The 11,586-nt window shown below is 75.0% G+C and carries 10 protein-coding genes; 5 read left to right on the top strand and 5 right to left on the bottom strand.

Annotated features, from left to right (window positions below; genetic code table 11):
* Window positions 1-17: 17 nt before the first annotated feature.
* Window positions 18-455: a nuclear transport factor 2 family protein gene (locus tag AB0398_RS29415; protein ID WP_366378679.1), complete on the top strand. Its 438-nt coding sequence runs from the start codon at window positions 18-20 to the stop codon at window positions 453-455.
* Here the strand turns inward: AB0398_RS29415 and AB0398_RS29410 are convergent.
* Entirely contained in the window at window positions 446-811 is a 366-nt protein-coding gene (locus AB0398_RS29410) for a hypothetical protein (RefSeq protein WP_366378678.1), read from the bottom strand. The two genes, AB0398_RS29415 and AB0398_RS29410, sit on opposite strands and share 10 nt — an antisense overlap.
* A 144-nt stretch (window positions 812-955) precedes the next feature.
* On the opposite strand from AB0398_RS29410, the gene AB0398_RS29405 reads away from it, so the two are divergent.
* Window positions 956-2,194 carry an MFS transporter gene (locus tag AB0398_RS29405; RefSeq protein WP_366378677.1) on the top strand — a complete coding sequence of 413 codons (1,239 nt, stop codon included), beginning with the start codon at window positions 956-958 and terminating at the stop codon, window positions 2,192-2,194.
* Between the two features lie 153 nt (window positions 2,195-2,347).
* Complete coding sequence (locus tag AB0398_RS29400; protein WP_366378676.1) at window positions 2,348-4,582, top strand: sulfatase-like hydrolase/transferase; 2,235 nt, start codon at window positions 2,348-2,350, stop codon at window positions 4,580-4,582.
* Between the two features lie 36 nt (window positions 4,583-4,618).
* On the opposite strand, the gene AB0398_RS29395 is transcribed toward AB0398_RS29400, so the two are convergent.
* The 4 genes from AB0398_RS29395 to AB0398_RS29380 all read right to left on the bottom strand — a co-directional run bounded on the left by AB0398_RS29395 (window position 4,619) and on the right by AB0398_RS29380 (window position 8,437).
* Complete coding sequence (locus AB0398_RS29395; RefSeq protein ID WP_366378675.1) at window positions 4,619-5,035, bottom strand: universal stress protein; 417 nt, start codon at window positions 5,033-5,035, stop codon at window positions 4,619-4,621.
* Between the two features lies 1 nt (window position 5,036).
* A complete protein-coding gene (locus tag AB0398_RS29390) occupies window positions 5,037-6,560 on the bottom strand; it encodes an APC family permease (protein WP_366378674.1) in 1,524 nt (507 codons plus the stop codon).
* Between the two features lie 293 nt (window positions 6,561-6,853).
* Window positions 6,854-7,291, bottom strand: coding sequence for an OsmC family protein (locus tag AB0398_RS29385; protein ID WP_351973942.1), 438 nt, complete (start codon window positions 7,289-7,291; stop codon window positions 6,854-6,856).
* 492 nt (window positions 7,292-7,783) lie between these two features.
* A complete protein-coding gene (locus AB0398_RS29380; protein WP_366378673.1) occupies window positions 7,784-8,437 on the bottom strand; it encodes a methyltransferase domain-containing protein in 654 nt (217 codons plus the stop codon).
* Between the two features lie 120 nt (window positions 8,438-8,557).
* Here AB0398_RS29380 and AB0398_RS29375 point away from each other — a divergent pair, with 120 nt between their 5' ends.
* Together AB0398_RS29375 and AB0398_RS29370 are read left to right on the top strand one after the other, a co-directional pair.
* Entirely contained in the window at window positions 8,558-10,948 is a 2,391-nt protein-coding gene (locus tag AB0398_RS29375; RefSeq protein WP_366378672.1) for a molybdopterin cofactor-binding domain-containing protein, read from the top strand.
* Between the two features lie 14 nt (window positions 10,949-10,962).
* Window positions 10,963-11,442 (top strand): (2Fe-2S)-binding protein, encoded by a 480-nt coding sequence (locus tag AB0398_RS29370; RefSeq protein ID WP_366378671.1) that lies wholly within the window; start codon window positions 10,963-10,965, stop codon window positions 11,440-11,442.
* Window positions 11,443-11,586 lie beyond the last annotated feature (144 nt).

The following is an 11,586-nucleotide window of genomic DNA, read 5'->3' as shown; positions in this document are numbered from 1 at the left end:
GAGGGGACAATCCCGTCATGGAACAAGACCGCCGAGCGCTTCCCGCCGACCATCCCGACCCCTCCGGCCACCCCGACGTCGCCGAGGCCGTCGAGGGCGAACTGCGCCTCCTCGACCCGGCCGTACGCCTCTCCCGCCCGCTCGCCGCCGAACTCCTCGACCCCGAGTTCACCGAGGTCGGGGCCTCGGGCCGCCGCTGGACGTACGAGGAGATGCTCGCCGCCCTCCCCGACATGGCCGGCGACCCCGAGGACGGAACGCACTACCGGCCGTCCGCCGTCACCGGGACACCGCTCGCGCCCGGCGTCGTCCACCTCACGTTCGAGACGGTCCGCGACGGCCACCGGGCCCGGCGCAGCTCGGTCTGGCGCCGCGCCCCCGAGGCCGACGGCGGACGCATGCGCATGTACTACCACCAGGCGACGCCCGTGCCCGGGGAGGACGCTCAGCCGTAGGCGTCCGTCACGCAGTCGGCGGCGCACCGCCCGTGCTCGTACCGGCGCCGCAGCGCCGCCGCCGCGTGCCGCCGCTCCACCGTGTCGTACCCGTAGCGCTCCTCCGCCGTCCGCACCACGGCCGCCACGGTGACGATCGCCGGTTCGCCCTCGCCGGCGGCCCGGCGGGCCGACGCGATCACGTGGTCGGCCGCCCGCTGGAGGTTCCGGGAGTACTCCCGCTGGGCGAAGCCACGCGCGCGCGAGGCGGCGAACGGCCGCACGGACCACCCCTCGCGGAACATGCCCGTCGCGATGAGTCCCAAGGCGGTCAGGACGACGAGCACCCCCACCAGGGCGTCGACGCTCCACCTCATCACCGGCTCCCTTCCGCCTGGACCTCCCGATTTTAGGACCCGCCGCCCGGCGTACGAGCGCGCATTTGGCCGGGGCGCCCCGATCCGGCTTTGATGGGCGGCCGGTGCGCGACCGCGCCGGGACGACGAGAGGGGTACGGGCACATGGCGGGCGGGACGCCCCTCGGGCGGGACTTCGGACGGCTGTGGGCGGCGTACGCGGCCAGTGCCGTGGGCACCCGGCTCGCGTTCGACGCCTTCCCGCTGATCGCGATCACGGTGCTGCACCGGGGCGCCGCCGAGGTGTCGGCCCTGGCAGCCCTCGGGGCCGCCGTGGGCGCGGCCGCCGCGATCCCGCTCGGCCCCTGGACGGAGGCCCGCCGCAAACGGCCCGTGATGGTCGCGGCGGACCTCGTCCGCTGCGCGGCCTTGCTGAGCGTCGCCGCCGCGTACGCGTTCGGCCTGCTCGGCTTCACCCACCTCCTGGTCGCCGCCGTCGTCGTGGCGGCCTCCGACATCGTCTTCGGCGCGGCCTCCGGCGCCTTCCTGAAGTGGCTCGTCCGCCCCGACGACCTGGTCACCGCCCAGGGACGCCTGGAATCCACGAACTGGACCGCCACCGTCCTGGGACCGCCGCTCGGCGGCGGCCTGATCGCCCTCCTCGGCCCGGTGGCGACGGTGGTGGCCGACGCGGTGAGCTACGTCCTCTCGGCGGCGGGCCTCCGGTCGATCCGGGCGGAGGAGCCCCGCAAGCATCCCGCCGGGCGGCCGCCCCGGCCGGACGCCGGGGACCTGCTCACCGGCTGGCGCCACATCCTCGCCCACCCCGTCCTGCGCCCCCTCTTCCTCCACACCGTCCTCGTCAACGGCCTGATCATGGCCGTCGCGCCGCTGCTCGCCGTCCTCATGCTGGGACCGCTGGGCTTCCCGCCCTGGCAGTACGGCCTCGCCTTCGCCGTCCCCTGCCTCGGCGGCCTCCTGGGCGCGCGCCTGGCCGGACGGCTCGTCGCACGGTTCGGCCGGCACCGGGTCCTGCGCACCGCGGGCACGCTGCGCGCCCTCTGGTCGGTCGGCCTCGCCTTCGTCCACCCCGGCGTCACCGGCCTCCTGCTCGTCATGGCGGTCGAGTTCGCGCTGATCGCCTGCACGGGCGTGTTCAACCCGGTGTTCGCCGCCCGGCGCCTCACCCTGACGCCCTCCGACCGGGTCGCCCGCGTCCTGACCGCCTGGTCGGTCACCGGCAAGATCTCCATCGCTGCCCTGACCGCCCTGTGGGGCCTCCTCGCCGCGGTCACCGGGCCCCGGACCGCCATCGCCCTGGCGGGCGTCCTGCTGCTCGCGACCCCGCTGCTGCTCCCGCGCCGGGAGGCCCGGGAGGAGACGGAGCCCGCGCGCACGCCGTGACCGGCCCCCGCCCGGCGCCGTGTCACACGTTCTTCATGCCCCGTGCATGGTCCGCCGGGCCGGGCGCGTCCATGATCGGCGGGGGCCGGAAGCCCGTACGGCTGCTTCCCGGCCCTCCCGTCCCTCACCCGCCCTCTGCCCGAGGAGCCCGCCATGCCCAGCCGCCGCCGTTTCCTCGCCGGGTCCGCCGCCACGCTCGGCCTCGGCGCCCTGCCGGCGACCGGCACCGCCGAGGCGCGGGAGACCGGGACGGCGCGGCAGGCGTCCGGGACGGCCGCCGTCCGGCCGCCGAACCTGATCGTCGTCCTCGCCGACGACCTCGGGTACGGCGAGCTCGGCGTGTACGGCCAGAAGCTCATCTCCACCCCGCGCGTCGACGCGCTCGCCGCCGACGGACTGCGGTTCACCGACGCCTACTCGACGGCCGCCGTCTGCGCCCCCTCCCGCTGCTCGCTCCTCACCGGCCTGCACACCGGGCACGCGACCGTACGGGCCAACCCGTCCGGGGCCCAGGGCTCCCTCACGGCCGCCGACACCACCTTCGCCCAGCTGCTCGGGGCCCGCGGCTACCGCACCGGCCTCATCGGCAAGTGGGGCTTCGGACCGGAGAGCGCCGGCCAGGACAGCCACCCCAACGCCCGGGGCTTCGAGGAGTTCCACGGCTACATCGACCACGGCCACGCGCACCAGTACTACCCGGCGTACCTCTGGCACGACGGCGCCAAGGAGACGATCCCCGCCAACGCGAACGGAGCGAAGGGCGCCTACGCGCCGGACCTGCTGAGGCGGCGGGCCCTCGACTTCATCGACCGGCACGCGGCCGAACCGTTCCTCCTCTTCCTCACCCCGACCGTGCCGCACGCCCCCAGCGACGTCCCCGACACCGGCGCGTACGCCTCCCGGAACTGGAGCGAGGCGAACAAGGGGCACGCCGCCCAGGTGAGCCTCTTCGACGCCCTCGTCGGCGACGTCGTCGACCGGCTGCGCGCCCTCGGCCTGGAGGACGACACCGTCCTCCTCGTCACCAGCGACAACGGCCCCCACGAGGAGGGCGGGGTCAACCCGGACCTGTTCGACTCCAACGGACCGCTGCGCGGCTACAAGCGCAACCTGTACGAGGGCGGCGTCCGCGTCCCCCTCGTCGCCTGGGGTCCCGGCCGGGTCCTGCCCGGCACCACCGACCGCCCGACCCCGCTCACCGACCTCCTGCCCACCCTCGCGGAGCTCGGCGGCGCCCCCGCCCCCGCCGACGTGGACGGACTGTCGGCCGCGCCCCTCCTCACCGGCGGCACGGAACCGGCCCGCCACGACCACCTCTACTGGTACCGCGACGAGAAGGGCGTCACCTCCCGCGCCAACGCCCAGGACAAGCAGCGCGCGACCTGGCTCGCCGAGGCGCTCCGCAAGGACCGCTGGAAGGCGGTCCGCTTCGCCCCCGTCCGCGACCGCGCCCTGCCCGACGACCAGTGGCAGGTCGAGCTGTACGACCTGGCCACGGACAAGGGCGAGACGTCCGACGTCGCGGCCCGGTACCCGGCCCGGGTCGCCGAACTGGTCGCCCTGATGCGCTCCTCCTGGAGCGACCGGTACCCCCGCACCCCGTTCGGCGCGTCCCTGACGGTCCCGCCCCTCGCCGTGCCGGGAAAGCCCTTCACCGCCACCGCCGTCCTCGCCAACGGCTCGGCGCGCCCCTGGACCTCGGCCGCCCTCGCCCTGAACGCCCCGGCCGGCTGGACCGTGCGCGCCACCACGGCCACCACCGCGGCGCGGCTCGCCCCCGGGGCGCGGCTCACCGCCGCCTGGCAGGTCACCCCGCCCGCGGGCGCCCCGGCGGGCACCCCGTGGACGCCGACCGCCGAGGGCACCGCCACCGCCCCGGGCGGCCCGGTGCGGTACGCGGCGGCCGGATCCGTCACCACTCCGCCCCCGGCGCCCACCCGGGACAGCCACCTCTCCGATCTGCCCTGGATCAGCGCCGTCAACGGCTGGGGCCCGGTCGAGCGCGACGCCTCCAACGGCAAGAACGCCGCGGGCGACGGCACCCCGATCTCCTTCGGCGGCACCACGTACCCCAAGGGCCTCGGCGTCCACGCGTACAGCGACGTCGCCTTCCACCTGGGCGGCGTCGGCGACCGCTTCACCGCCCTCGTCGGCATCGACGACTTCTCGGCCCGCCAGAGCTCCGTCGGCGCCACCCGCGCCACGGTGTACGGCGACGACCGCGTCCTGCACGCCACCGGCGTCCTGACCGCCGCCACCGGCCCCGTCGCCCTGGACCTCGACGTCCGGGGCGTCCGGGTCCTCCGCCTGGAGGTCACCGACGCCAACGACCGGACCTCCTTCGACCACACCTCCTGGGCCCTGGCCCGGGTCACGGTCGTCCGCTGACCCGGCCGTCCCCGGGGCCCGCCGTCCGGACGGCCCTCACTCCTCCGGCGGCACGCAGAGCACCGGCACCGTCGACATGTGGAGGAGCTTGTGCGGGGTGGAGCCGAGGAGGGCGCCGCGGATCGGGCTCTCGCTCCAGCTGCCGACCACGATGGCCCGGGCCGCGTGCCGGGTCGCCGCGTCGACGAGGGCCTGGGCCGGCTTCTCGTCGATCACCTCGACGACGGTCGGCACGCCCGCCCGGTCGGCCTCCGCGACCGCGTGTTCGAGGCCGGTGCGGCCGGCCTGCCGGATCGCGTCGTAGTGGGAGCGGTACTCCTCCCCGGTGGGGCCGGGGGCCGCCGCCCCGTAGACCAGGACGAGGGTCTCGTCGAAGGCGGCCGCCACCTCGACCGCGATCCGCAGCGCGCGGGCGGCCCCCGGCGACTCGTCGTACCCGAGCACGATCGACATCTCAGCCCTTCCCTCCGTGACCGTCCCCGCCGTCCCGGACGCCCCGGACCACGTCCGGATCGGCCACTCCCGGGCGTTCGTCCCAGAACGCGGGCGCCCGCAGCCGCCACACGATCATGACGACCACCCCGACGGCGGCGATGCCGAGGCCGATGACGAGCGGCGGGCCGAGACCGAGCCACGAGCTGCCGCTGTACGAGTTCGCGGGGTCGGCCATGTCCGAGACCGACCGCACGAGCAGCCACGTCAGCAGCCCCGCGCCCACCAGCGGGCCGAGCCCGATCAGCAGGAAGTTGTGCAGGCTCTCGAAGAGGTGGCGGCGGTAGTAGACCGCGCAGGCCACCCCGGTGAGCGCGTAGTAGAAGGCGATGAGCAGCGACAGGGCCGTGAGCGAGTCCAGGAGCGCGTTCTCGCTGATCTGGTTCACCGTCAGGTACCAGGCGATCGCGATCCCGGCGACCCACCACGTACTGACGTCGGGGGTGCGGAAGCGGGTGCTGATGTGCCCGTAGTACGCGGGCAGCGCCCGGCGGCGGGCCATCGACAGGGCGGTCCGGGAGGCCGGGATGATCGTGGTCTGGGTGGAGGCGATCGCCGACGTGCACACGGCGAGCAGCAGCACCCAGTCCCAGCCGCCCAGGACGTCCCCGGCCAGCTGGGCGAAGACGAACTCCTCCTCGCCGGCGTTCTCGGCGAGGAACGCGGGACCGGCGTAGGCCACCACCGCGAACCCCACGGACACGTAGGTCACGAGCAGGATCACGGTCGACCACAGGCCCGCCTTGCCGGGGGCGGTCGCGGAGTCCTCGACCTCCTCGGTGAGGTTGACCGCCGACTCCCAGCCCCAGTAGATGAAGACGCCGAGCAGCAGTCCGCCGGTGAGGGCCGCGCCGCCGGCGCCGAACGGGTTCAGCCAGTCGAGCGACGGATCCACCGAGTCGTACGAGCTGGTCCCGGCGTACACCTTGGCCAGCGCCACGCAGACGAAGACGAGCAGGAAGGCGACCTGGGCCAGGATCAGCACGTTCTGCACCTTGGCGGACAGCTCGGTGCCGATGACGCAGACGGCCGTCATCACGAGGATGAGCAGCACGGTGAGCAGCTGGCGCACGAACGCGTTCTCCACCCAGCCGTCGAGGCCGACGGCGAGCAGTCCGAAGCTCACGGCCACGTCGGCGAGCGAGCCGACGACCAGGACGCCGGTCATCGCGATGGCCCAGCCGCCCAGCCAGCCCGCCCAGGGCCCCATCGCCCGCGTGACCCACGAGAAGGTCGTGCCGCAGTCCTGGTCGGCCTTGTTCAGGTAGTAGAACGCCGACGCGATCAGCAGCATCGGGACGAAGGACGCGACCATCACCCCGGGGGCGTAGATCCCCGCGAGCGCGACGATCGGGCCGATGACGGCGGCGATGGAGTACGCGGGCGAGGTGGAGTTGAGCCCGATGACGAGCGCGTCGACGAAGCCGATCGCGTTGTGCTTGAGATCCGCCGGCCGGCCCTCGGAGGCGGGGTCCTCGACTGCCATGTTCCCTCGCTCCCGTTCCGCTCGGACCGAGCGGAGAGACGTGTCCCTCCACCGATCGTAGGAAGGGGTGGTCCCGCCCGCATGCCGGGCGGCCCGAACCATCGTCCGTCCGGGGCGCCGGCCGCCGGCATCGCGGGGGCCCGCCGCCCCCTCCGCTCACGGATCGGACCGCCCGTCTTCTCGTACGGGGGCCACGCCCCCGGCCCCGTGCGCCTCGACCCGCGCGAGCCGGACGCGCTGCGCTCCGCGCGGTTCGGGGAACACGAGGCGACGGGGCCCGGCCCCGCCGCGCCTCAGCCCTCGAAGCCGACCGTGCCGTCCGGCAGGACCGCCTCGACCCGGGCGCCGTGCTCCACGGTCCGGCTCACCGTGCAGAACTTCTCGTGCGTCAGACGCACCCCGCGCGCGAACACCTCCGCCGCCTTGGGGTTGCTGTCCGGCAGGTCGAACTCGTAGCTGACCCGGATCCGGCCCACCCGGCCGTCGTCCTCCGGGCCGGAGACCGACTCCACCACGATCCGCAGGTCGTCGTGGTCCACCGCCCGCGCGGTCCGGTCGATCACCAGGCCGCCGCAGCCGCCCATCGCGGCGAGCAGCAGCTCGACCGGAGTGAACGAGGGCTGCGCGTCGGCGTCGTCCGCGGCGGCCATCCGCACCTCCGCGCCCCGGTCGTTGCGGGCGGTCCAGTTCCGGTACCCGGTGCGGACGGTCTCGATCCGGTAGTCGGCCATGGCGGCGGGGCTCCTTCGTGCTCGTACGGTCGGCCCGCCCACGGTACGCCGGGGCGGTTCGGCGGGCTCGCGCGGACGGACGCCGGCCCCGGCGGCGAACTCCCCGGGACCCCGTGCGCACCCCCGCCTGAGTAGCGCGGCGCGCGCGTCTGAGTACGCCGACCGATACGGCGGGCGCCCGTCCGCCGCTTGACTGGGGACATGACCTCCGAAGCCCGGCGCACCCGCCCCCTCCAGCACGTCACCGCCACCGGTACGGCCCTCGCGGTGGCCCTCGGGCCGGTGCTCGTCGGCGCCCTGATCGCCCGGTCGGTCGGCGCGGACCCGATGGCCTCCGTCAACGCCCTGATCGCGGGCGGCGGCCAGCGCGCCCGGATCTCCCGCGCCCAGCTCAGGAGCGGCGCGGGACTCCGGAAGGGGGCCGGGCTCCGGAAGCGCGCCGGCTCCCGGAGCGGTGCGGAGGCCCGGTGCGGCGCGCGCCCCCGGTTCGGTTCAGCCGCGCGGCCTGCGCGCCAGGAGGAAGCCCTGCGGCGTCTTCTCCTCGGGATCCGGCTCCCGCACCAGGCGGGCCGACTCGACGAGACCTGCCGCGGCCAGGAGTTCCGCGACGCGGTCGGGTGACCGGCGGTACACGTCGAGGGCGACCTCGTGCCCGTACGCCCGTTCCAGCCGCACCCGCTCGTCGCCCACCTCGAAGGCGATCAGGAGCCGCCCGGCCGGTACCAGGACGCGGTGGAACTCCGCGAAGGAGGAAGCGAGTTCGTCCTCCGGCATGTGCACCGTCGAGTACCGGGACAGGACCCCGCCCAGCGAGGCGTCCGGCAGGTCGAGCGCCGTCGTCGACCCCACCTCGAAGCGCACCCCCGAACAGGTCGCGCGGGCGACCGCGACCATGCCCGGCGACAGGTCCACCCCGAAGGCGTCGGCGCCGAGGCTCCGCAGGTGGGACGTCACCCGGCCCGTCCCGCAGCCCAGGTCCCCGATCGTGCGGGGCCCGCCGGCCCGTTCCACCTCCTCCACGAGCCCGGCGATCACCGCCCGGTCCAGCGGGACCGCGTCCAACTGACCGGCGAGCAACCGCGCGTAGTCGGCGGCGACGGTGTCGTACGAGCGGCGGGTGGCGGTGACGTGCGCGGCTTCGGTCATGGCGGCACCCTACGATCGCCTCCTCCGACCCCTCCCCGCGGGCCGCCCACATGAGCGATGATCGGCGCATTCGAGGTGACCCGGCGGTACGGGCCGGGGCCGTGGGGAAAGGGCAACCGGATGACGAGGCGCCGCCCGGGGCGTGACGACCACCAGACGAGCGGCGCCGACGGGCCGTACACGGACGGCGAACCGGGCCCCGGCGACGGGACCGGCATCGATCGCCGCCGCTTCCTCGGCTACGTCCTCGCCGCCCCCACCCTCACCGTCGCCGCGCAGTTCGGCGCCGAGGTCCTCGCGCCCCGCGAGGCCGTCGCGGCCCCGGCGCTCGTCCCCTCGCTCCCGGGCCCGGCCGAACTCCTCGACCTCAACGACCTGCTCACCCTCGCGGCCCTGCCCACCAGCCACCTCCTCACGATCCGCCTGGACCCCGACGGCACGGCCCACCTCGCCCTGCCCCGCGCCGAGGTGGGACAGGGCGTCACCACCTCCAGCGCCATGCTCGTCGCCGAGGAGCTCGACCTCCCCCTGGAGAAGGTGCGGGTCACGCTCGCCGACGCCCGGCCCGAGCTGCTCTTCAACCAGCTCACCGGCGGCTCCAACACCACCGTCTCCACCTACACGCCCCTCCGGGTCGCCGCCGCCGTCGCCCGGGGCCGGCTCCTGCACGCCGCCTCCCTGGTCCTCGGCCAGGCCGTCGGCACCCTCACCACGAAGGCCGGCGCCGTCCTCTCCCCGACCGGCGCGCTCCTCGGCTACGGCGAACTCGCCGCGAAGGCGGCCGCGGTCTCCGACTCCGCCGTCGCGGTCACCCTCAAGGACCGCTCCCGCTTCCGGGTCGTCGGCACCGGCCGGAACAGGATCGACGCCCTCGCCGCGGTCACCGGGCGCAAGAGGTTCGCGATGGACCTCCCGGTCCCGGACGCGCTGCCCACCATGGTCTGCCGCCCGCCCACCATCAACGGCAGGGTCCGCTCCGTCGCCAACCTCGCCGAGGTCCGGGCCATGCCCGGCGTCACCGACGTCGTCACCGTCTCCACCGGCGTCGCCGTCCGCGGCCGCACCTTCGGCCAGTGCGTCGACGCCGTCCGCGCCCTCCGGGTCGACTGGGGACCCGGCACCGCCGAGGGCGCCTCCGACGCCACCGTCCTGGCGAAGCTCCGCCGGGCCGAACTCCCGCTGGTCGTCCCGCCGCTGCCGCTCCTCACCAAGGCCGTCGACGCCCGCTTCACCTTCCACTTCGCCAGCAACGCCGCCCTGGAGACCAACTGCGCGATCGCGGACGTCCGCGAGGACTCCGCCGAGATCTGGGCCTCGCTCAAGGCCCCGGTCGTCGCCCAGGAGCAGATCGCCCTCGCACTGGGCCTGCCGCCCTCCGCCGTCCGCGTCCACGTCACCGAGGGCGGCGGCTCCTTCGGCCGCAAGCTCTTCCACGACGCCGCCCACGAGGCCGCCGAGATCTCCCGGGCCCTCGGCAAGCCCGTCAAACTGATGTGGCACCGCACCGACGACTTCCGCCAGGGCCGTACGCACCCGATGTCCACCTCGCGGGTGCGGGCCACCTACTCGCTCGGCGAGATCCTCACGTACGAGCAGCGCCACACCTCGATCGCCACCGACTTCGGGCACGGCATCGGCGAACTCCTCACGGCGGAGGCGGCCCGGCTGCCCGTCGCCGACCTGACGTTCTCCGAGACGATGTTCCAGCTCACCCAGATCAGCCCCTACCACCTCGGCGTCACCACCCAGCTGCTCGCCGAGACCGACAAGGGCTTCAACACCGGCTCCATGCGGAACATCTACTCGCCCAACGTCCGCTGCGCCCAGGAACTCGTCCTGGACGAGGTGGCGAAGCGCACGGGCCAGGACGGGTACGCGCTGCGCCGCCGCCTGGTGAAGGACCCGCGGGCCCGCGCCGTCCTCGACGAGGTGGCGCGGGCGGGGAAGTGGGGCCGGACCATGCCCGCCGGCACCGCCCAGGGCGTCGCCGTCCACACCGAGTACCACTCGGCCGTCGCGGTCCTCGCCGAGATCGACTGCCGTCCGGAGACCACCGGCCGGAAGGTCCCGAACGCGTACACCGGTCCGCGCGTCACCAAGGTGGTCTGCGCCGTCGACGTCGGCCTCGCCGTCAACCCGCGCGGCCTGGAGGCCCAGATGATGGGCGGCATCGCGGACGGCATCGCCCTCACCCTGACCTCCGGGCTCCACCTGGAGGACGGTCACTTCCTCGAAGGCAGCTGGGACCAGTACTTCTACACCCGGCAGTGGAACACCCCGCCGGAACTGGAGATCATCGTGATGCCCGCGACCGGCGACGAGCCGGGCGGCGCGGGGGAGCTGGCGGTCGCCGGGGCCATGGCCGCCGTCGCCTGCGCCTACGGGCGGGCGACCGGCACGATGCCGACGGTCTTCCCCCTCAACCACGCCGAACCGCTCGCCTTCACCCCGCTGCCGACCGTCCCGCCGATCCCCGCCTCGCCCGTCGACGGCCGCGACCGCGCCCGCTGAGACCTGGAGTCCCCGTGCCGCAGCACACCTTCATCCTGAACGGCGAGGCCGTCACCGTCGACGTCGAGGGCGACGTCCGGCTGCTGTGGGTCCTCCGGGACGTCCTCGGCGTCACCGGCCCCAAGTACGGCTGCGGGGTCGGCGTCTGCCGGGCCTGTACGAGCCACCTCAACGGCAGGGAGTTCACGCCCTGCGCCGTCCCCGTCGAGGACCTCGCGCCGACCGACGAGGTCACCACCGTCGAGGGCCTCCCGGACACGGTCGGGAGCGAACTCCACCCGATGCAGGAGGCCTGGCTGGACCTCGACGTCGCCCAGTGCGGCTACTGCCAGCCGGGGCAGATCATGACGGCGGTGGCGACGGTCCGGCGGGCGCGGGAGGCCGGCCGCGAGGTCACCGAGGCCGACCTCGACGCGATCCGCAACATCTGCCGCTGCGGCACCTACCACCGCATCCGGCAGGCGGTCCTGGAGGGCGCCCGCCGCATGCCGTGACGGACCGCCCCGACGGGACAAGGCCGGTGGCCCGCCCGCGAAAGGCCGGTGGCCCGCCCCCGGAAGGGCGGGCCACCGGCGCGGCGCGACTTCGCCTTCGCGCCGGGGAGCGTGAGCTCCCGTACGGGGGGTGCCGCCCCGGCT

The sequence above is a fragment of the Streptomyces sp. NPDC086147 genome, from assembly GCF_040702165.1.
Classification (GTDB): domain Bacteria; phylum Actinomycetota; class Actinomycetes; order Streptomycetales; family Streptomycetaceae; genus Streptomyces.
The sequence above is the reverse complement of the archived record's forward strand: the minus strand, read 5'-3'. Positions and strand labels throughout refer to the sequence as shown.